13 protein-coding genes are annotated in these 21,720 nt (G+C 72.6%); 4 read left to right on the forward strand and 9 right to left on the reverse strand.

The features are described from left to right. Positions 1-145: 145 nt before the first annotated feature. A complete protein-coding gene (locus AB0D74_RS19735; RefSeq protein WP_362588056.1) occupies positions 146-1,918 on the reverse strand; it encodes an ABC transporter ATP-binding protein in 1,773 nt (590 codons plus the stop codon). A 185-nt stretch (positions 1,919-2,103) separates the two neighbouring features. On the opposite strand from AB0D74_RS19735, the gene AB0D74_RS19740 reads away from it, so the two are divergent. Then, complete coding sequence (locus tag AB0D74_RS19740) at positions 2,104-3,585, forward strand: glycoside hydrolase family 3 N-terminal domain-containing protein (protein WP_362588059.1); 1,482 nt, start codon at positions 2,104-2,106, stop codon at positions 3,583-3,585. Between the two features lie 52 nt (positions 3,586-3,637). On the opposite strand, the gene AB0D74_RS19745 is transcribed toward AB0D74_RS19740, so the two are convergent. After that, complete coding sequence (locus tag AB0D74_RS19745; protein WP_362588062.1) at positions 3,638-4,852, reverse strand: cellulase family glycosylhydrolase; 1,215 nt, start codon at positions 4,850-4,852, stop codon at positions 3,638-3,640. 100 nt (positions 4,853-4,952) lie between these two features. On the opposite strand from AB0D74_RS19745, the gene AB0D74_RS19750 reads away from it, so the two are divergent. Next, a complete protein-coding gene (locus tag AB0D74_RS19750) occupies positions 4,953-6,020 on the forward strand; it encodes a BadF/BadG/BcrA/BcrD ATPase family protein (protein WP_362588065.1) in 1,068 nt (355 codons plus the stop codon). Further along, a complete protein-coding gene (locus AB0D74_RS19755; RefSeq protein WP_362588069.1) occupies positions 6,017-8,269 on the forward strand; it encodes a glycoside hydrolase family 3 N-terminal domain-containing protein in 2,253 nt (750 codons plus the stop codon). Before AB0D74_RS19750 ends, AB0D74_RS19755 begins: the two co-directional genes overlap by 4 nt. On the opposite strand, the gene AB0D74_RS19760 is transcribed toward AB0D74_RS19755, so the two are convergent. The 6 genes from AB0D74_RS19760 to AB0D74_RS19785 form a co-directional block, all read right to left on the reverse strand. After that, on the reverse strand, positions 8,259-9,143 hold the full coding sequence (locus tag AB0D74_RS19760) for a carbohydrate ABC transporter permease (RefSeq protein WP_362588072.1): 885 nt from the start codon (positions 9,141-9,143) through the stop codon (positions 8,259-8,261). The genes AB0D74_RS19755 and AB0D74_RS19760 overlap by 11 nt on opposite strands. Next, the gene (locus AB0D74_RS19765; RefSeq protein WP_362588075.1) at positions 9,140-10,153 is read right to left on the reverse strand and encodes a sugar ABC transporter permease; all 1,014 of its coding nucleotides are present in this window, start codon (positions 10,151-10,153) and stop codon (positions 9,140-9,142) included. Before AB0D74_RS19765 ends, AB0D74_RS19760 begins: the two co-directional genes overlap by 4 nt. A gap of 2 nt (positions 10,154-10,155) precedes the next feature. Then, on the reverse strand, positions 10,156-11,529 hold the full coding sequence (locus AB0D74_RS19770; RefSeq protein WP_362588078.1) for an extracellular solute-binding protein: 1,374 nt from the start codon (positions 11,527-11,529) through the stop codon (positions 10,156-10,158). Between the two features lie 154 nt (positions 11,530-11,683). Further along, the gene (locus AB0D74_RS19775) at positions 11,684-12,400 is read right to left on the reverse strand and encodes a peptidyl-prolyl cis-trans isomerase (protein WP_362588081.1); all 717 of its coding nucleotides are present in this window, start codon (positions 12,398-12,400) and stop codon (positions 11,684-11,686) included. Then, the gene (locus AB0D74_RS19780; protein WP_362588084.1) at positions 12,393-16,616 is read right to left on the reverse strand and encodes an NEW3 domain-containing protein; all 4,224 of its coding nucleotides are present in this window, start codon (positions 16,614-16,616) and stop codon (positions 12,393-12,395) included. The genes AB0D74_RS19775 and AB0D74_RS19780 overlap by 8 nt, the downstream gene beginning before the upstream one ends. 107 nt (positions 16,617-16,723) lie before the next feature. Then, the gene (locus AB0D74_RS19785; protein WP_362588087.1) at positions 16,724-17,617 is read right to left on the reverse strand and encodes a MurR/RpiR family transcriptional regulator; all 894 of its coding nucleotides are present in this window, start codon (positions 17,615-17,617) and stop codon (positions 16,724-16,726) included. A 119-nt stretch (positions 17,618-17,736) separates the two neighbouring features. On the opposite strand from AB0D74_RS19785, the gene AB0D74_RS19790 reads away from it, so the two are divergent. Beyond that, complete coding sequence (locus AB0D74_RS19790; protein ID WP_362588090.1) at positions 17,737-18,501, forward strand: SIS domain-containing protein; 765 nt, start codon at positions 17,737-17,739, stop codon at positions 18,499-18,501. 64 nt (positions 18,502-18,565) lie between these two features. Here AB0D74_RS19790 and AB0D74_RS19795 read toward each other — a convergent pair whose 3' ends face one another. After that, positions 18,566-21,652 carry a beta-N-acetylglucosaminidase domain-containing protein gene (locus tag AB0D74_RS19795; RefSeq protein ID WP_362588093.1) on the reverse strand — a complete coding sequence of 1,029 codons (3,087 nt, stop codon included), beginning with the start codon at positions 21,650-21,652 and terminating at the stop codon, positions 18,566-18,568. Between the last annotated feature and the right edge of the window lie 68 nt (positions 21,653-21,720).

Raw genomic sequence — 21,720 nt, forward strand, 5'->3', positions numbered from 1 at the left:
ATGAAACGTTTCAAACGACGTGAACGCGGGAACGCTAATCCCGGCCTCAAGCCGAGGTCAAGAGATGTGACAACGATTCAAGACGATGAAGACCGCCCGGGGATACCGGCCGGTCCGGCGCCGCGACCCCTGGGCTGACTCCCCGTCAGGCCACCTGGCCGCCGTGCAGCGCGGTGTAGGCGCCGCCCCGGCGCAGCAACTCCTCGTGCGTGCCGACCTCGCGGATCCGGCCGTCGTCCAACACCACGATCCGGTCGGCGCCGCGCACGGTGGACAGCCGGTGGGCCACCACGAACGTCGTTCGGCCGCGGAGCAGGCGGGCCAGCGCCTGCTGCACCAGCGCCTCCGAGCGGGTGTCCAGCGCCGAGGTGGCCTCGTCCAGCACCAGGACGCGCGGGTCCCGGATCAACGCCCGTGCGATGGCGAGGCGTTGACGCTGGCCGCCGGAGAGCCGGGCGCCGCGCTCGCCGACCACCGTGTCCAGGCCGTGCGGCAACCGGTCCACGAACTCCAGGGCGTTGGCGTCCCGCAACGCGGCACGCACCGCCTCCTCGTCGGCCTCGTCCTCCATGCCGTAGGCGACGTTCTCCCGGACCGTGCCGTCGAAGAGGATCGACTCCTGCGGCACGACCGAGACGAACCGCCGGTAGGTGCGCAGGTCGAGGCCGCTCATGTCGGCGCCGTCCAGGAGCAGCCGGCCGGAGGTGGGCCGGATGAACCCGATGACCAGGTTCAGCACGGTGGACTTGCCGGCCCCCGAGGCGCCCACCAGGGCGACCGTCTCGCCCGGCACGACGTCGAGGCTGAACTCCGCCACGGCCGGCCGCCCGGCGTCCTCGTACGCGAAGCCGACCCGCTCGAAGGTGACCGCCCCACGGACGGCGGTGACCTCCGTCCGCCCCTCGTTGTCCTCCAGTTCGGGCGCCTGGAGCACCTCGCCCACCGAACGCACCGACTCCAGGCCCTTGGTGATGACCGGCGCCAGACTCGTCAGCGTCGTGGTCGAGTTGGTGAGCGTGGTGAGGAAGGCGCTGAGCATGACGACGTCGCCGGGCGTGACGCCCCACACCCCGTAGTACGACACCAGCGCGGCGGCGGCCAGCACGGCGACGCCGATCACGTTCAGCACCACCCAGGCCAGCGACCCGAAGCGGCCGTTGACCAGGTCCAGCCGCATCCCCGAGGTGAGCAGCCGGCTCAGCGTGCCGTCCATCCGGCGCAGCGCCTTGCCCTCCAGGCCGTGGGCCCGGGTGACCGGGATGAGGCGCGTCATCTCGGTCACCCGCGAGGACAGCGTCTCCACCTCGTGGCGGAAGTGCTCGTTGTGGGTCCGCAGCCGCGCCCGCAACCGGGCCACGAGCAGCGTCGCCGCCGGCACCACGACGAGGAAGACCGGCAGGAACTCCGGTGTGCGGACACCGATGATGACCAGCCCGCCGGTCAGCACGGTCAGCGCGCCGAGGCCCTGTTCGGCGGTCTGCTGGACCATCTGCTCGACGGTCTCCACATCCCGTACGACCTTGGCCTGGAGCACGCCCGCGCTGACCCGGGAGTGGTAGCCGATGGACAGCTGCTGCATCCGCGTGCACAGCGCCGAGCGCAGCGTGGTGCCCATCCGGCGGACGCTGCCGTACAGGAGCCGCACGTACAGCACGTGCAGCGGATAGTTGACCAGCAGGATCGCCATGATCACCGCGACGGACGTCCACAGCCGGGAGACCGGCCCGTGCTGGACGACCGTGTCCACGACGGACGCGGTGATCAGGGGCAGGAGCCAGATCGGGCTGTGCTTGACGGTGAACACGGCGACCGCCGCCGCCAGTTTCCTGCGGTCCGCGCGCATCAGGTAGGCGAGTGTCCGGACGGGGTGTTCGCCCCGGTAGCGGTGGTCGAGCGGCCGTTGTGACGTCGACGCCATCGGCGTTGACCCTCCCTTGTCCCTGTCCCCGACCATGAGCAACCGCTTTCCCCCGGTCCGCGGGCCACCGTACCCCGCCCGGACGGCGCGGGCGCGGCAATTACCGGGCGGGTTCGCGGACCGGGGTGAATGACCGATCCAACCCACTGTTGACTTTCGGCTCAGTCAGCCAGAGTATTCCGGGGGTGACACCTACCGAGCCCCCGCCCGCCCGCGCGGCCCTCCCCGTCGAGCTGGACGAGGCGGCCCACCGCTGTCTGGTCGCCGGATTCGAGGGCACCACCGGCGTCCCCGACACGCTCAAGCGGCTGATCGACCGGGGCCTGGGCGGGGTCATCCTGTTCACCCGCAACATCAGGGACGCGGAGCAGGTGCGCGGGCTCACCGACACCCTGCGCGCCCTCCGTCCCGACCTGCTGGTCGGCATCGACAACGAGGGCGGCGGCATCGGCCACCTGGTGACCGCGGGCGCTCCCGAGGTCCCCGGCAACTACGCGCTCGGCGTGGTCGACGACCCCGCGCTGACGGCGCGTTGCGCCGACGCGCTCGCCGGGCACCTGGCCACGCTCGGCATCACCGTCTCCTACGCTCCCGTCGCCGACGTCCAGCGGCAGGCCGGCAACCCGATCGTCCGTACCCGTGCCTTCGGCGACGACACCGAGCGGGTCTCCCGGCACCTGCGCGCCTGGATCGAGGCCACCGAGGCGCGGGGCGTCGCCTCCTGCGCCAAGCACTTCCCCGGCCACGGGGGCACGCTCACCGACAGCCACCACGATGTGGCGGTCGACCCGCGACCGTACGGGGAACTCGACCTCGCGCCCTTCCGGGCCGCGATCGCCGCGGGGGTGCCGCTGCTGATGAGCGCGCACGTCGTGTTCCCCGCGCTGGACGAGAACCGTCCCGCGACGCTCAGCCGCCGGATCCTGCACGATCTGCTGAGGCTCGACCTCGGATTCGACGGAGTGCTCGTCACCGACGCGCTGGAGATGAAGGCGATCGCCGACCGGTACGGGGAGGCGGCAGGGGCGCGGATCGCGCTGGCCGCGGGAGCGGACCAGGTGATCGTCGCCGTCCCCGATCTCGGCGTCACGCTGGCGTGCCGGGACGAGGTGCTCGGAGCGCTGCACTCCGGGGCGCTGGCCGAGGCGCGGGTGCGGGAGGCCGCCGAGCGGGTCCGGACGCTCTCCTCGCGGTACGCCGAGCCCTCTGCCGTCGTCGGCGCGTGGGATGTGCACGCCGGTCTTGAGGCCGCTCGGCGCGCTGTGGGCGGGCGGGGCGTGCCGGCCGGGACGACCGGGGCGTTCGTCGTCGACCTGTTTCCGGCGCCGCATCCCGCGTTGAACTGGGGCGGGGAGGATCTGACGGCCGCGGTAGGGGAGTTGGACCCCTCCGCTGCGGGGACCGCGGTGACGGGGGAGCCGGCCGACCCCGGGGCGCTGGTCGATGTGATCCTGCGACGGGCCGGGGACCGGCCGCTGGTCGTCGCCACGAGTGATGCCGGGTTGTATCCGTGGCAGGGCGGTTTGCGGGACGCGTTGACGGCCCGGCGGCCGGAGGCGGTGCGCGTCGCCACGGGGCTGCCGGAAGAGGACGCGGTGGTGTGCTCCTACGGACGGGGGAAGGTCAACCTGCGGGTGGTGGCCGAGGCGCTGGTCGGCGCGCGGTGAGGTTCGCCGCGGGCCGCACACCGGCACGGCCCGCGCCCCCGGCGGCATCCCGTCACGGCGTTCGCACGATCTCCTTGATCCCCCTCGACGCCAGGTAGGCGTCGTCGCTCGCCCGCTCGGCCAGGACCACCGCCGGGCGGGCGCCCTGCCGGCGCAGGTTCATCCAGGTCTCGAAGTACGCGCCTCCCGGCCCCGACGTCGAGCGGGTGGACGGGGTGCAGTCCAGGACGAGGGCCGTCTCCCGCTGCTCCGGAGCCCAGGGCTTCGCCCGCACCTCCTCGATCGTGGCCGACAGCGAGTCCGCGATCGGCTTCGGGCGGCCCCCGGAGTCGAACAGGCCGAGGGTGTACTCCAGTTCCGGGAAGTCGGCCAGGGAGCGGTCGACGTCGTGGGAGCACCACCAGGTCACCCCCCACAGGTTCGTGCAGCCGGACACGTTGAGGACCGTCTCGCGAGCGAACCCGGGGGCGTCCGCCGCCGGGATGTGGGGCTCGGGGGCGCCCGTCTCCTGGACCCAGACCGGGCGGCCGGCGTCGACGGCGTAGGCCTTGGCCAGTTCCGTGCCGTACTCGGCGAGGTGCCGGACCTGGGGGGAACGGGGGCCGTAGAGGCGGGCGCAGCCTCCGGAGAAGACCCAGGGGTGGACCGTGGTCACATCGCCCTTGCGGGCCGAGGCCTCGGGGGTGAAGGGGTGGTCGTCCCCGTACCAGGCCGCGTCGTACGCGGAGTGCGTGACCAGGCCGCCCGCCGCGCCCAGCCCCTCGCGGGCCGCCGCCAGCAGGGTGTCGAGGTAGTGGTCGACCTGCGTCACCGTCGCCGGGTTGTGCTCGACCAGGTTGTTGATCTCGTTGCCCAGCTGGAGGCCGATGAGGTTCGGGCGGCCGGCCAGGGCGCTGCCCAGCGTGCGCAGCAGCTCCGCCTGGGCCGCGATCGCCTCGGCGTCGGTGAACACGTTCCGGTGGTGCCAGCTGCGGGTCCACTCCGGGTAGAAGTCGAAGCTCGACAGATGGCCCTGCACGCCGTCCACCAGGACGTCGAGGCCCTCCTCCGCGGCCAGGTCGACCAGCTGCGCCAGCTGGTCCACGGCGGCGGTGCGGATCAGGGTGCGGTTCGGCTGGAGGAGCGGCCACAGGTGGAAGACCCGCACGTGGTCGAGACCGAGCCCGGCGATCTGGGCCAGGTCCTCGCGGGCCCGGGCGGGGTCGAAGTCCTGCCAGGAGTGGAACCAGCCGTGACGGGGCGTGTAGTTGACGCCGAAGCGGAGCATGGAAATGGGATCCTCCCGGGGCCGGCTTCCTCGTGCTGTCGTCCGCTTGCTCGCGGCTCGCTCTTGTCCTGCGAGAATGTATCAATCACCATAGTCAGCGATGGGCAATTATTTGAACCAGGATCTGGTCATCGGCCTCGACGCCGGTGGCACCCGCACCCGCGCCGTCCTCGCCGCTGCCGCCGACGGCCGTGTGCTGGCCGAGGCCGCCGCCGGTCCGGGCAACGCACTGACCGTGCCACCGCGGCAGCTCACCCACGACCTCGCCGAGGCGCTCGCCGGGGTCCTGCCCGAGGGCGCCCGGACCCGGGTCGTCGCCGTGGCCGCCGGGTTCGCGGGCGCCACGGCCGCCGCCGACGACGATCCCGGGACCGTCCGGGCCCGCACCGCCCTCACCGCGGCGCTGCGCCGGCTCGGGGTGCCCGAGGGACCGGTCGGCATCTGGAGCGACATCGAGGCCGCCTTCGCCGCGGGTCCCGGTGCCCCGGCCGACGGACTCGCCCTGGTCGCGGGGACCGGCGCGGTCGCCGTACGCATCGCCGGCCGGCGGGCCACGACCACCGTGGACGGCGACGGCTGGCTCCTCGGCGACGAGGGCAGCGGCTTCTGGATCGGACGCAGCGCGGTACGGGCCGCCCTGCGCATGGCGGACGGGCGCGGGCGGGCGACCGCACTGGCCGGGCGGGTCGGGCGCGCGCTCGGCCTGCCGGCGGACGCCCTGCCCACGGCGGACGTGTCGTCGTACGACCAGGACGGCGCCCCCGGTCCGGTCGGCGCGGACGCCCCGGGCACCGACGTTCCCGGCTGGTCCCGCGCCCGGCGTGAGGACTTCCGCCGGCACCTGCTGCCCGCCGTGCTGGCCGACCCGCCGGTCCGGCTCGCCCGGTTCGCCCCGCTGGTCGCCGGGGCGGCGGCCGAGAAGGACGCCGTCGCGTCGGAGATCCTCGACGAAGCCGCGGACCACCTCCTCGACACCGTGCGCGCGCTGGAGCCCGGCCCGGGCGAGCGCATCGTCGCCACCGGCGGCCTCCTCGGCCCGGACGGCCCGTTGACCGCCCCGCTGACCGAGCGCCTCCACCTCCTCGGCCTGAGCCTCGACTGGGTGGCCGACGGGGGACCGGGCGCGGTGGCGCTGGCCCGGATCATGTACGACGGGAGGCACCGGTGAACGACGTCCTCTATCGCGACCCCACCGCCCCCGTCGACGCCCGCGTCCGGGATCTGCTCTCCCGGATGACCCTGCGGGAGAAGGCGGGGCAGCTCAACCAGCGGATGTACGGCTGGGACGCCTACCGGCGCACCGCCGACGGCGGCTTCGAACTCACCGGCGCCCTCCACGCCGAGACCGAGCGCTTCGCGGGACTCGGTGCCCTGTACGGACTTCAGCGCGCCGACGCCTGGTCCGGCGTCGACCACACCAACGGGCCGCGAGCAGAACACGGCGCGGCCCTCGCCGAGTCGGTGCAGCGGCATGTAGTGGAACGCAGCCGGCTCGGCATCCCCGCGCTGTTCGTGGAGGAGGTCCCGCACGGCCTCATGGCACTCGACGGCACGGTCCTGCCGGTCAACCTGGCCGTCGGCGCCACCTGGGACCCCGCCCTGTACGAGCGTGCCGCCGCCCACGCCGCCGCCGAACTCCGGGCCCGCGGCGGCCACGTGGCCCTCGTCTCCGCGCTCGACATCTCCCGCGACCCGCGCTGGGGCCGCACCGAGGAGTGCTTCGGCGAGGACCCGTACCTGGCCGCGCGGCTGACGCAGGCGCTGGTCCGCGGCATGCAGGGCGCGGCCTGCTCGGGCGGGCCCTTCGCCGCCGACAAGGCCCCCGTCGTCCTCAAGCACTTCGCCGGCCAGGGTGCCACCGTCGGCGGCCGAAACTCCGCCGAGTCCGAACTCGGCCGGCGCGAGCTCCACGAGATCCACCTCCCCGCAGCCCGGGCCGGCGTACGCGCGGGCGCCGCCGCCGTCATGTCGGCGTACAACGAGGTCGACGGCATGCCCTGCTCCGGCAACCGCGCCCTCCTCACCGGACTCCTGCGCGACGACTGGGGTTTCGAGGGCCTGGTCATGGCGGACGGCCTGGCCGTCGACCGGTTGGCCCGCATCACCGGTGACACGGTGTCCGCGGGCGCGCTCGCTCTCAACTCCGGTGTCGATCTGAGCCTGTGGGACGAGGGCTTCACACGGCTGGAGGAGGCGGTCGAGCGCGGGCTCGTCGAGGAGGCCGTGCTCGACGCCGCCGTCGCCCGGGTCCTGCGGCTCAAGTTCCGTCTGGGGCTCTTCGACGGGACCCCCACGTCCCCCACGTCCTCCGTGTCTCCAACGTCCCGCATGTCCTTCGCGCCCGAAGCGGGTGCGGACATCAGCAAGGAAGTCGCCCGCGCCGCCGTCACCCTCCTGCGCAACGACGACGTGCTGCCCATCGGCGCCGACGTCTCCCGCATCGCCGTACTGGGACCCCAGGCAGCCACCACCGCGCACCAGTCGGGCGACTACACGGCCCCACAGCTCCCCGGCACCGGCAGCAGCGTCCTCGACGCCCTGCGCCGCCTCGCCCCGCCCGGCCTCGACATCCGGCACGCCCGGGGCTGCGCACTGACCGGCGACGACCGCTCCGGGATCCCGGCCGCGATCGCCGAGGCCGCCGGCTCCGACCTCGCCGTGCTGGTGCTGGGCGGCAGCAGCGCCCGCGGCACCGACACCGAGTTCGACGCCAACGGGGCCGCACGCAAAGCCGTTTCGGACATGACCTGCGGCGAGGGCGTGGACCTTGCCGGACTCCGGCTCGGCGCCGCCCAGTACGCGCTGCTGGACGCCGTCGTGGCCACCGGTACGCCCACCGCGGTCGTGCTGGTCCAGGGGCGCCCGCATGTCGTCCCGGACACCGCGCCGGCCCTGCTCACCGCCTGGTATCCGGGCCCCTGGGGCGGCGAGGCGATCGCCGAGGTGCTGCTGGGGCTCGCGGAACCGACGGGCCGGCTCCCCGTCTCCGTGCCGCGGTCGGCCGCCCAACTCCCCGTCTACTACAACCACAAGGACACCGAGTACGTCGGCTACGTCGACGAGAGCGCCGAGCCCGCCTACTCCTTCGGGCACGGACTGGCGTACACGGAGTTCGTGTTCGGCACGCCCCGGCTCGAAGGCCGCACCGTGTCCGTCGAGGTCACCAACGCCGGTGTGCGGCAAGGGCGTTCGGTCGTGCAGGTCTATCTGCGGCGGATGATCACCGCCACCTGGCCGCGCACCCTCGAACTGTGCGCGTTCGAGGGCGTCGACCTCGCCCCGGGCGAGTGCCGCACGGTGGTGGCACGACTCGGCGCCGACCGACTGGCCGGCGCCGACGTCGCGGAGATCCGGGTCGCCTGCTCGGCACGGGCGGCCCTCACCGCCGTACCGCTGACCCTGGACCTCAGATCTTGACCGCTCCGGAGGACACGCCCTTGTAGAACCACCGCTGCGTGATCACGAACAGCACGAGCACCGGAATCACGGAGATCACCGAACCGGCCATGACCATCCGCTGGTCGTAGCCGAACGACGAGCTCTGCAGGCGGGAAAGTCCCAGCGTCAGGGTCATGTTGCTCTCGGAGCGCAGCACGATCAGCGGCCACAGGAAGTCGTCCCAGGCGCTGATGAAGGTGTTGATGACGACCACCATGATCGCGCCCCACGCGGACGGCAGGTACAGGTACCTGAAGCGCTGCCACTCGTTCGCGCCGTCCAGCATCGCCGAGTCCTCGATCTCGCGCGGGACCGCGAGGAACGCGCCGCGCATCAGCAGGACGTTGATGGCGCCGACGAAGCCGGGCAGCCACACGCCGGCCAGGCTGTCGACCAGGCCCAGGTCGCGGATGCTGATGAACAGCGAGACCATGATCGACTCGAACGGGAACATCATCGAGGCGACCAGCACCACCCAGACCGCCTTGCGGCCCTTCCAGGCGGGCTTGGAGAGCATGTAGCCGGCGGTCGTGGAGAAGACCAGCTGACTGGTGATCGACAGGGCGACCACGATCAGGCTGTTCTTGATGTACGACCACACCGGCACCTGGTCGAAGACCGTCCGGTAGGCCCGCAGCGTCGGATGGTGCGGCAGCAGCGTGGCGTCCGCGCCGAAGACGTCCTCGCTCGTGCCCTTCAGGGAGGCGAGGAGCTGCCACAGCAGCGGGCCCACGGTGAGGCCGAGCACGAGGAGCAACAGCAGGTAGCGGACCAGGAGTTCGCGCGGACGGCCGTAGTCACGCCAACGCGGCATCAGGCGACGGCCCTTGGTCTCGACGACACTCGCCGTCATGACTCGTCCTCCTTGGTGAGGCGCTGCGCCAGCAGGGTCAGCCCCAACGTCAGCGCGAACAGGGCCACGCTGACGGCCGAGCCGTATCCCGCGTTGCCGGTGATCGGGTCCAGGCCGACGTCCCGGATGTAGAACGGCAGGGTGCGGTCGGCGCCGCCGGGGCCGCCGGTGGAGCTGCCGAGCATGTAGATCTCGGTGAACACGCGCAGCGAGCCGATGCCGGTGAGGGTGCCGACGAGCATCATGGCCTGCCGTACCCCGGGGATCGTGATGTGCCAGAAGCGGCGCACGGCACCGGCGCCGTCCATCTGCGCGGCCTCGTGCAGTTCCTTGGGCACGTTCCCGAGGGCGGCCAGGTAGAAGACCATGTACCAGCCGAGGCCCTTCCACAGGGTCAGGCCCATCGCGGACAGCAGGATCAGCCACGAGTCCGACAGGAACGGGATCGCCGATCTGATCAGGTGGGCCTTCTGGAGCCAGGTGTTGACCAGTCCGTCGTCGGCCAGCAGCCACTGCCAGCTCAGGCCGACGACCACGCTGGAGGCCAACACCGGTGTGTAGAAGGCCGATCGGAAGAAGCCGATGCCCGGCAGGTTCTTCTCCACCAGGACGGCCAGCATCAGCGGCAGCAGCACCATCAGCGGCACGACGATCACCGCGTACAGGACGCTGTTGCGGGTGGCGAGCCAGAAGTCGTCGTCCTGGAGCATCCGCGTGTAGTTGTCGAGTCCGACGAAGCCCGCGGCGCCGCCCAGCGGCTTGGCGTCGGTGAACGACAGGATGACCGTGTTGAGGAACGGGAACACCCCGAAGACCACCGCGCACCCGATCGCGGGGGCGGTCCACAGCCACGGCAGCCACCAACGGCGGTACATGGCCGCTCCGTTGGCCCCGGGGGCGGGACCGGGCAGCACGGCTTTGGCGAGTCGGCGGAGGCGGGAGGGGGCCGGGGCCGGCGCGGCGGTCTGGGGCACCGCGCCGGACACCGGGTTCGTGATCTGTGCCGTCACCGTCAGCTGCCCTGCTTCAGCAGCTCGTTCGCCTTGTCCTGGGCGTCCTTGACGGCGTCCGCCGCGCTCTTCTTGCCCTGCATGGCCAGTTGCACCTGGGCCACGATGGCGTTCTGCACGGCCGGGGAGAGGTTGGTCTGGTTGGTGGAGGCCGTCTTGAGCTGGTCGGCGACGAGCTTGCGGGCCTGCGAGAACGGGTCGGTGCCGGTGACGTTCTGGAAGAACGGGTCGTCCAGCGACTTCGTGGTGGTCGGGAAGATTACGACATCGGGGTCCTTGCACCAGGCCGTCTGGTTCTCGGCGTCGGTGAGGAACTCCGCGAACGCGAGCGCCACCGGGGCGTGCTTGCTGGTCGCGGCGACCGAGATGTACTGCGGGGCGCCGGCGGAGGCGACGCCGAGGGCGTCGTAGGGCTGCTGACCGACCGCCGTCTTGGCGTACACCGACGGGCTGTTCTGCTTCACGAACCGCACGAAGCTCGGGTTGGTCGAGCCGTACGCGACCTTGCCCTGGCTGTAGAGGGTGGACGGGTCGTTGCTCGAGGACAGCGAGTCCTTCGGCATCGCGCCCTCCTTGTACAGCTTCGCCATCCACTCCACCCACTGGGTGGTGCGCGGGTCGTCGGCGAAGACGGCGGACCTGCCGTCGCCGGAGAGGACCTTGATGCCCATCTGGTCGAAGTCGGCGGGTATGCGCCAGACGGGGTTGGCCATCGTCGCGAAGTACTTGCCGTCGGCGGCCTTGGCGATCTTCTCGTAGTCGGCGAAGAGCCCGAAGACGGTCGTCGGCGCCTTGGCCGGGTCGATGCCGGACTTCTCCAGCAGGTCCTTGTTGTACGTCAGCAGCACGCCGCCGGTGTACCAGGGCAGCGTGGTGTGGACCGACGTGCCCGAGGCGTCCGCGAAGGTGGCGGTCTTCCAGAACGACGGGACGAAGGGCTTGGCCGCGTCGGGGTCCTTGGTGCCGACGTCGAGCAGGTAGCCGGCCTTGGTGAGGGCGGTCGCCGTGGGCGCGTTGACGTTGATGACGTCGGCCATCGTGCAGGCCTGGGCGTCGGCGACGGTCCGGCTGGTGAAGGTGTTGTCGCCGGGGTCGTCGATCCACTTGACCTTGGTGCCGGGGTGCGCCTTCTGGAAGTCGGCGATCACCCCGTTGAAGAAGTCACCGAAGTCTTTCTTCAGGTTGGTGGTCTGGAAGGTGATCGTGCCCTTGACGTCGCCGGTCAGCTTCCCCGACCCGACGTTCCCCTTGTCGACCTTGCAACCACCCGCGGTGGCCTCCCCGTTGCCGGAGCCGCCGGACAGACCGCAGCCGGCGGCTGCCAGCGACAGCACGGCGATACAGGTCAGGGTGCGGGTCAGTCTTCTTGCGCGCATGTGATGGGCCCTCCTGCGACCGGGCGAGTCAGGAAATACAGCTGGTTCAAATCACCAACTTGGACTCCGATTGATGAAAATGTGGACCAGAAGTCATCGGAGGTCAATGCCTGGCCGTGTTGCGTTTAGGTTCCGTACGGCTGTCGGAGGCGCGTCAGTGACGGTGTTCGTGGTCCGGATGGGCGGGATCGCCCGGGTGTTCGTGCCCGTGCGCGTACACGACGGCGCTGCGGGCGAGGTCCAGCCAGCCGAAGAACGCCCGCCGGCCCGCCGCGCGGCGCAACTCGCGCAGGACGCCCTCGCGGACGTTCTCGTACGGCAGGACGTCACCGGGCGCGGTCCTCCCGAAGGGGTCGACCCCGCGTCTGAGCGCGTCCGGGGTCAGGAAGCGGTCCCGATTGCGCTCGTAGTAGTCCCGCACGTCGGCCTCGGGCACCACGCGCTCGGCCTCCAGAGCCGCCAACAGGGCCCGCGCCGCCGCCGAGTGGGCCAGCGCCGCGGCGACGATGCTGCCCAGGTCGGCGACCTCGCTCCCGGCGACCGCGAGCAGCCGCTCCCCGGACACCTCGCACGGCACCTCCAGCCCCCGCGCGGCGCACTCCCGCCGGGCGAGCTCGTCGGCCACGACCACCTGCGTCGCCCACCGCCGCCGCTGCCGCTCCGCCCGCGCGAGCGACTCGGTCCTGGAGCTCTCGGGGTCCCGGGCGGGAACGGCGGCGAGCAGGGCGTCCACCCGGGACCTGGGCACCGGGTCGGCGCCGATGAGGGCGGCGTGGGCACCGCCGGCGCCCGCCGGGGGGCCGGTGCGGGGGTGACCGTGCGGTGCTCCGCGGGGATGCCGCCCGCCGGCCGGCCGTACTTCCTCACTCATCCGTCACCTCCAGCACCACGGCCTCCGTGTACGCCACGCAGCCGTGCCACGCGGCCTTCGCCATCAGCCAGTACGCGCCGGGCGGCACGGCTGCGCCGTCCACCTCGATCACGGCCTCCGCCTGCTCCCCGGCGGGCACCGCGAAGCCCTGGAGGCCCGGGACGACCCCCGACCACGTGCCCCACGAGGAGACGGCCCACAACTGGCCGGTGACCGGGCCCCGGGTGGTGTTGCGCAGGGCGACCGGGACCCGGACCCGTTCCCCCCGTCGTACCGTGACCCGCTCGATGCCCAGCGCGCACTCCAGGCCGGGCCCCGCCGGCGGCCCGCCGGGCACGTCCAGGCCCACCACGTCCTCGTACGTCTGCCCGCGGTACGACAGCCGCGCGGCGAGCCGGTGGCGTCCGGGCTCGGCGTCCGGCGCCGGTGTCACCGTGACCTCGGCCAGCGTGAACCCGCCGGGACCCAGCGCGTACGGCAGCGACGCGGGCTCCGCGGCCCAGCCGTCCGGCACCTCGAAGGCCACCGTGCCGGACACCGGCGCGTCCGTGAGCTCCGAGCTGACCCGGACCGTCGCCGTGACCGGACCGGCCGCGGTCAGGGACGTGGGCGACAGGTACAGCGCGACCGGCATGTTGCCGCGCGGCGCCGGGCCCGAGTTGTGCAGCCAGTACCGGGTCTGCACCGGCTGGGCCGGCTCGTGCGCCGCGACCCCGGGACCCGGGCACCCGGCGGCGGCGACCGGCGTCGCCAGCACCGTGGCCACCTCGAAGCCGGTCAGCTGCACGGCCAGCGAGCCGCCGTCCTCCGGCGCCAGCGGCTCCCCGGCCCGCTCCAGTACGTCGGCTCGCGCGCCCCCGGCCCACCCGACCGGGCCGCGCACCCGCGCCCGCACCGGCTGCCCGTTCACCTCGTGCACCCGCACCACGACCCCGCGCCCCGGGTCCACCGGGCCCGTACCGCCCCGGGCCAGCGGTGAGCCCACCGGCTTCAGCGCGTCGAGGATCACCTCGCGAGCGGGCTCCACCACCAGCAGGGAGGCCGTGCGCGGCAGCACGGGACTCCCGCCCCCGCCCCGCACACGTGCCGTCAGCGGATGGTTGTACGCGTGCCCACGGGCGGGCAGCTCCAGCGCCCGCCAGTCGCCTTCGCCCGCGACGACCGCGTACTCGAACGTGTGCGACCAGCGCTGGAGCTGGAACGCCGAGCCGTCGGGCGCGGTACGCCGGGGCGGGTCGACCCAGATGCCGGAGGGCCAGCCGGTGCAGGACCGCATCAGGGACATGCAGAGATCGCCGGACGCGGTCACCACACAGCCGGGTGTGCCCCGGTTCAGGACGGCGAAGCCGCGCCCGTCCCAGGCGTCCCCGGGCGGCAGGGCCTCGCCGCCGCCCGCGGCGGTGGCCGAGACGGTGAAGTCGCCGAGGTCGGCGACGAGCGCGTCGACCGCCTTGGCGTCGCCCTCGGCGTCCGCGCCCGCGATCACGAGCAGCGGCAGCCGCTCCAGGTCACGCAGGTCCGCGCCGGGCACCCACTCCTCGCGCAGGGAGGCGCGGGGCGCGACCCAGACGGAGGCGGTGCCCCGCTCGGCGAGCTGCCGGCGCAGTTCGCGGCCGGCCGCCGGGTCCATGGCGAGCGCCTCGGCGACCAGGGAGTTGCGTTCCGGCCCGCCCACCGCGATGCGCAGATCGGGCAGGTTGGAGTCGACCTCCAGGTCGCCGTAGCGGGGGCCGCCCGCGATCGTCGAGGTGGCGGTGACACCCGTGCGGACCAGGGCCGCCGCGAGCGGGGCGCCCAGTTCACCGGCCTCGTCCCAGCCGGCGTACACCAGCTCCGCGACCCCGACCGACCGGTGGCCCAGCAGTGTCCCGGAGCCGTCGTGGACCGCGACGCGGGCCGTGGACCCGAGGGCGAACCAGGTGTTGGCGGGGTTGTCCAGCGTCCAGGGGAACCGCTCGCTGTCCACCTCCACGAACCCGAACCCGCGTCCGATCACCGCGTCCGCGACCTCGTGCACCGGCAGCCCGCCCCGCACGTCGGACGGCCAGCGCACCCGGATGAGGCGGTCGGCGCCGTCGTACCCGTCGATCGTGGTGGTGAGGTCCAGCCGGTCGACGCCCGTCCACAGGGTCAGCCGCTGGGTGTACCTGAAGAGCCCGAGGTCGGCCCGGACGGTGATCCGGGAGCCGGCGGGGGAGTGCTCGACATCGATGTCCGCGGTGACGTCACCGCTGCGTGCGGCGGTCGTGCCGGTCGGGGTGAGGTGCCAGGGGCCCTCGCCGAAGCGCGGGTGGCGGGGGAACTCCTCCTGGACGACCAGCTCGTTGCCGATGTCGCCGGGGCGCAGCAGCTCCCGGCCGCCCTCGGCCAGGGCCCTGAGGCCGCTGACGGCGCCGCCGCGGGCCGGGTCGACCGTCACCTCGTAGAACTCGTTGCGGATGGTCGCGCCCTCGCCGGTGACCCACCCGGGGACGGAGCCCGCGGCCAGCGGCAGGGTCTTCAGGCCGAGGCCCGGGACCTCCGGCACGACGACCCTGAGTGTGCCGTCGTCCTCGCGTACGGCGGGCAGCGGCCCGGAGTCGTCGTCGACGGGGACGAGGCCCGGGTCGTCGACGGTGAGCACGTCCCGGCGCTGCCAGGTCGCGGAGTTGAAGACGACCAGGTCCGCCCCGGTACCGGGTGCCACGCTGTCGGCGAGCGCCTGCGTGGCGTCGGCGTGCACGGTCCCGGCGAGGTCGGCCAGCTCCCGCCAGCCGGTCAGCAGGTCGATGTAGACCTGGTCGGACTCGGAGCCGGTGATGGCGTCGTGGTGGGCGCCGTAGACCAGCTGCCGCCAGGCCTTGTCGAGGGCCGCGTCCGGGTAGGCGTGCCCGGTGACCAGGGAGGCGAGCGTCGCCCAGGCCTCCGCGTCGGCGAGGAGCGTCTCGCCGTACCGCTGGGCCTGCTTGGTGTCGATGTAGGAGACGTCCTTGCCGGTGTAGACCGGGTTCATGTCCCGGGTCTGCGGCGAGGCCCGGCGTCCCTCGGCGGCCAGCTCCGCGCGCACGGCGGCGAAGAAGTCCCGCGGGATGCCGCTGACGAAGCGCGGCCAGACGTAACGGGCGTTCCAGTCACGGTGGATGGCCATCACCCAGCGGCACGGCGGCGCGTAGTCCCCGCCGACCGGCAGCAGCACGTTGCGGGTGAGCGCGACCTGCCTGAGCCCCTGGAACAGCTTGAGGGCCTCGGCCTCCGCCGCCGGCAGCGTCGGTGCGTTGTCGATCCGCCAGCCCGCGCCGTAGTGGTTGACCATGTACGCGGTGAGGATGCCGCGCCCCGAGGGGGCGATCCAGTCGAACTCCGCGGGGAACTGCATCCGCTTCGGATCCCGCGGCTCCTCCCCGAACACGGAGAGCGTCGGCCCCCACTGGTGGAACGGCCCGCGCGCCCACGAGCTGGAGGAGACGCCCGCGTCCGCCATGATCCCCGGGAACTGCGGGTCGTGCCCGAACGCGTCCAGCTGCCAGGCCGTCTCCGGGGACGCCCCGAGGATCGCCCGCTGGTACCCGTCCCCGTACAGGGCGTTGCGTACGGTCGCCTCGGCGCCGGTGAGGTTGGTGTTGGGCTCGTTGTAGGTGCCGCCCATGATCTCGACCCGGCCGCTGCGGATCAGCTGGCGCAGGAAGGCGCGCTCCTCCGGGAAGGCGTCCCAGTACGGCTTGAGGTAGTCGACCTCCGCCAGCACGAAGGTGTACGCCGGGTCGCGCCGGGCGAGATCGCAGTGGGCGCGCACCAGGCTCATCCCGGACTGGCCGCGCGAGTCGAAGGTGCGGGCGGGCAGTCCGGTGGCGGCCGGGTCGTCGGCGACGTCCCAGGTCTCGGTGTACGCCGCCTGGGTGTTCCACCAGACGGGGTCGTAGTGGAAGTGGCTGACCATGAACATGGTCCAGCCCGGCTCGGCGACCGTGAACTCACCGCTCGCGCTCGCGACTTCGTCACCGTCGACGGCGGTGACCGTCATCGGGCCGCTGCCACCCGTCACGGGGATCTCGGCGCGTACGGTGCCGTCCTCGCCGACGGTCGCGGAGATCTCCCCGACAGCGCGTACGGTCCGGCCCGCGACGGTCAGCCGGACCGTACGGCCCGGTATGTGCTCGACCTCGGCCGCCACCACCTGGTGCGGCTGCTCGGGGCTGCCGACGAACAACTCGGTCGACTCGACAGAGGTGACGCGCATGGGGCTCCTACCGGTGAGTGGAAGAGCCCCATCCTGCACCGATGGGATGGTTCAAACAACCACCTTCGCCGATCTCGGGTGGTTCATTCATACGCTTCGCGTCAGGGTCACCGGCCCCGGCGGCTCTTCAGCGCGTGCTGTGGCGTGATGTGGTCGGTCAGCGCCAGGGAGGCGCTGGAGCGCTGGTAGGTGAGCTGCGCAACCCGTACGTAGAGGCAGTCGAGAAGGACCAGCACGGAGTGCCGGCCGCCGATGCTGCCGGTGCGCCCGGGGAAGCCGGTCTCCGCGGGTGAGGCCGAGATGAGCCGGATGTCGGCGACCCTGGCCAGCGGCGAGCGCGGGTCCGAGGTGATCGCCACGGTGGTCGCGCCGCGCTCGCTGGCCAGTTCGAGCGGCTCGATGGTCTCCCGGGTGGCGCCCGAGTGCGAGATGCCGATGGCGAGGTCGGCCGGGGTGAGCAGGGCGGCGGAGGTGGCGGCGCCGTGCACCTCGGACCAGCCGCGCACCGAGCAGCCGATCCGGAACAGCCGGGTCTCGGTCTCCTGGGCCACCGCGCCGCTTCCGCCGACGCCGTACACGTCGATCCGGCGGGCCCGGGCCATCGCCTGGGCGGTGCGCTCGACGGCGTCCAGGTCGATCCGGTCGATGGTCTGCTGCACCGCGCGCAGGTCGGCGTTGCCGACGACCTGCACGACCCGCTCCAGGCCGTCGTCGGGGGAGATGTCCGGGCCGATCTCGGCGCTGCCCCAGTCGGAGACCTCGCTGCGGCCTCGTTCCTGGGCCAGTTCGATCAGCAGGTGCTGGTAGGACTCGAGCCCTATGGCCCGGCAGAACCGGGTCACCGTGGCCTGGGAGGTGCCGGTGCGTCGGCCGAGTTCGGCGGCCGAGCAGTGGGTGACGGCGGCCGGATCCTCCAGGATCAGCTCGCCGACCTTCCGCAGGGAACCGGCCAGCCGGGGCAGCTCGGTGCGGATCAGTGTGGTGACGTCCGTCGCAGGCATGCAGAGAAGGTATCAGCCACCCTTCTGTCCACTTATTGAATACCAGGACCGTGGTATGGTTTATTGATTCATCTATCTCTGGCTGTGTGGTGGTTCAAGCCATCAAGAGGGAGTGCAGCGTGTCCGTCGAGTCAGTCAGCGCCCAGGGCTTCGCCGAGCGGAGCCTGGCCGTCCTCCGTCACGTCACCGAGTCCGCGCGGGACGACGTCCGCCGCGCCGCCGAACTCATCGTCGACTGCGTGCGCGGAGACGGTGTGATCCAGGCGTTCGGTACCGGGCACTCCCAGGCGATGGTCCTCGAAGTCGCCGGCCGGGCCGGTGGGTTGGTGCCGACGAACCGGCTCCAGATGGCCGACCTCGTCCTCTTCGGCGGTGACGATCCGAGCGTCCTCGACGACCCGCTGCTGGAGCGCGCGCCGGGGATTGCCGCACGTCTCTACGACCTGGCCGCACCGCATGCCGAGGACCTGTTCGTGATCGTCTCCAACTCCGGTGTCAACAACGTCATCGTGGAGATGGCCCTGCATGCCAAGGAGCAGGGGCACAGGATCCTCGCGATCACCTCGCTCACGCACACGCGCGCGGTTCCCGCGGGCCACGCGAGCGGGAAGAAGCTCCTCGATCTGGCCGACGTGGTGCTGGACAACGCCGCGCCGGTGGGCGACGCGCTGCTCGAACTGCCGGGAGGCGGGGCGGTGTCCGCGCTGTCCACGCTGACCGGGGTGACGCTGGTGCAGATGGCCGTCGCCGAGGCGTCCGGACTGCTGCTCACCGCGGGGGAACGGCCGCCGGTCTACGTGTCGGCGAACGTCCCCGGCGGTTTCGAGGGGAATCTGGAGCTGGAGAAGAAGTACGCGGGACGGATCCGGCGCACCGCCAGCTGAGGGGCCGCGGCGAAGCCGGCGGAGCCGCAGATCGCTGCGGCTCCGCCGCCCGGGCGGGTGGTCCCTACGGCACGGGCACCGGAGTGAGGGCCACCGCCAGTGGATAGGCGCCTGTGGTCAGCGGTGACCCGGTGGTGCCGGTCGCCGTGTCGACCGGCACCAGTGCGTTTCCGTCCGCCGTGGTGACGTACGCCGTGGTGCCGTTCCAGTCCAGGGCCACGTCGAAGGCCGACCTGCCCACCGGGACGCTGGTGCCGGGGGTGCCGGTCACCGTGTCCACCGGGGTGACATGGTCACCGTTGCTCGGGCTGACCCAGAGGGTGCGGCCGTCCGGGGAGAGAGCGAGCCCGTACGCCTGGCCGGAGACCAGGAGGGTCGGTTCGGGCTCGTTCGTCGCGGTGTCGATCGGGGTGACCGTCGAGCCGCCGGAGTCGGAGACGTACACCGTTCCGCTGTCGGGCGCGGCGACCACGTTGAAGGGGCCGGGGCCCACGGGGATCGCCGTGCCCGCCTTCCGCGTCGCGAGGTCGACGGGGGTGACCGTGTTGTCGTGGATGTTCGCCACGTAGAGGGTCCTGCCGTCCGGAGTGACCGCCATGTTCTCGGGGCCGGAGCCGACGGTGATCGGCGTGCTCGTCTTCAGGGTGTTCGTGTCGATCGACTCCACGGTGCCGTCGGTGTAGTCGGCCACCCACAGCGTCCCGCCGTCCGGCGTGAGTGCGAGGCCGGCGGGGACCCTGCCCACGGCGACCGTGGCGGTGACCTTGCCCTTCGCCACGTCGATCACGCTGACCGTGTCCGAGCCCTGGTCGGCGGCGTACGCGGTCCGGCCGTCGGCGCTCACCACGACCTCGCCCGGGTTGTCGCCGACCGCGATGTCCGTCGTGGTCCCGGTGGCAAGGTCGATCGAACTGACCGACGCGCCGCTGAAGTCCGCCGTCAGCGCGCGGTAGTCCCCGGAGCCGTCCGTGACCTGGACGGGGAGTGCCCGGGAGAGCACGCCGGTGCCCTCGGCGACCACCGCGTGCACGCCCTGCGTGCCGCCGGTCAGCGTGACGGTCGCCGAGGCGCTGCCCCCGGCGGGGACGGTCACGGTTCCCCCGGCGGGAGACGCGGTGACCCCGTCGGGCACGTCGAGCCGCCAGTCGACGGTCTTCGCCACGGTGGACCGCTTGTCGGAGAGTCCGAGCGTCACGGTCTGCGAGGCGCCGGGGCGCAGCGACAGGGACGACGGGGAGAAGGAGGCGTCGACCCCGGGGTCGGGGGCGGTCTCCAGCATCGTCGTGTAGAGGAACTGGTCCATCACGCCTGGCGAGACCTGCTGCGGGACGGCGTCCAGCTCCTTCCGTTCGGTCCGCAGCCGGGTCCAGTACGTCGACACCGCGTCCGTGTTCCCCGCCTTGTCCGCCAGCAGCAGGTCCACGGCCGTCTCGCCCGCGCTGCCGTACCTGCCGAGCTTGTCCAGCCACGCCGACGTCTCCTCCAGGAACCCGGGGTTGCCGAGACGGGCGCGCAACTGGGCGGGTGTGGCGGCCATGTCGGCGAAGTAGCCCCTGAGCGCGGCCGAGGCCCGGTCGAGACCGCGGTCCTCCCCGTACGCCTTGCGGAAGACGGCGATCAGCCCGGCGAGCGTCGGGGACTCGGTCGCGTCCAGCTGGGAGGAGTAGTTGTTCTCGGCGAAGATCCGCAGCCATGAGGCGGCCCCGGGACCGCCGAGGTCGCGGACGGACGCGAGGAAGGCCCGGCGCGGGTTGTACGCGGCCGGGTTCCAGAGGTAGTCGGCCGAGGTGAACAGGGCCAGTCTGCTCGCCTCGCCCTGGACCATCGGGTTGGCGGTGACGCCGACCGCCTCCGTGGCGACGCCCGCCTCGCGGCCCGTGTAGGGGCCGAGCAGCAGGCGGCTGGTCACGTAGTCGTTCACCGGGTAGTTGTCCCAGACCAGGATCGGGTGGCCGTACACCTCGCGGGCCTGCCGCACCTGGTCCGTGCCGATGGTGGGCGCGATGACCCCGACGCCGGTCCACTCCACGACCACCGACGGGTCGAGCCGCTCCCGCAGCGCCTTCTTGTACGGGGAGTCGGCGAGGTCGGAGTACTCGGTGGGGACCATCTCCAGGGGCTGGAGCCCGGTGTGCCCGGCGGAGAACTCCTGCCACGCGGTGTTCAGCAGACGCGCCTGCGCGGCACCGGCCGCACCGCCGCCCGTGCCGAACTCCTTCTCGTCCTCGGGGCAGTTCCAGCGCGTGTAGCTGATGTCGTCCAGCGGGACCGCGAAGGAGCGGACGCCGATCGCGTACAGCGAGTCGAACTTCGCGGTCAGCGCCTTGACATCGGCGCCGGAGGAGTAGCAGACCGACAGGCCGGGGGAGAGCGCGTAGGTGAAGCGGACGTGGTCGGCGGTGGCCCGGTCGACCAGTTCCCTCAACCGGGCCAGCGCGGCCGGCGGGTACTCGTCCCGCCAGCGGGCGCGCAGATAGTCGTCGTCCTTGGGGGAGTAGACGTACACGTTCTGCTTCGTCCGGCCGTAGAAGTCGAGCAGGCTGAGCCGCTCGGCGTGGGTCCAGGGGGTTCCGTAGAAGCCCTCGACCACCCCGCGCAGGGCGGCGCTCGGCCAGTCCCGGACGGTGGTCACCGGCAACGCGTGCGTGCCGTCGAGGAGTTGGCGCAGGGTCTGGGCCGCGTAGAAGGTGCCGGTGGTGTCGACGCCGGAGAGGGCGAGCAGGGTCCTGCCCCGGCTGCGGCCCGAGGCGAGGACGTAGCCGCCGGAGGCGAGACCGGTGGGGGAGCCGGCCCTGAGCTCCTTCAGTGCCCCGGCGGTGGCGCCGTTCTCGCCGGGACCGCCGACGTAGACGGTCAGCGCGGCGGCCGGCGGCCGGTCACCGGCGTCGACAGCCGTGACACGGCCGGCGCCGGCGGCCTTGAGCGCCGCCTCGACGACCTTCCGGGCCGACGGGTCGGTACCGCGGCCGACGACCTCGACGACCCGGTCGGGGACGGGGATCCGGCCGGGTACGGTGCGCATGCTCTGCGGGGTCGGCCAGACCTGGGGAACGGGCCGAGACGGTTCGGCCGCGGCGGGTGCCGCCGGGGCCGCGAGTCCGACGGCCAGCAACAGGGCGGCCGCGCATCTGAGTCTGATGAATGAAGCCACCTGATGATGTTAAGGATGTTGAATGCTTCATTCAATACAGGGGCGTCCTGCGCGAGCGGCCCTGGCTG

Origin of the sequence: Streptomyces sp. NPDC048278 (genome assembly GCF_040652195.1) — a bacterium.
In the GTDB taxonomy this organism is placed as follows: Bacteria; Actinomycetota; Actinomycetes; order Streptomycetales; family Streptomycetaceae; genus Streptomyces.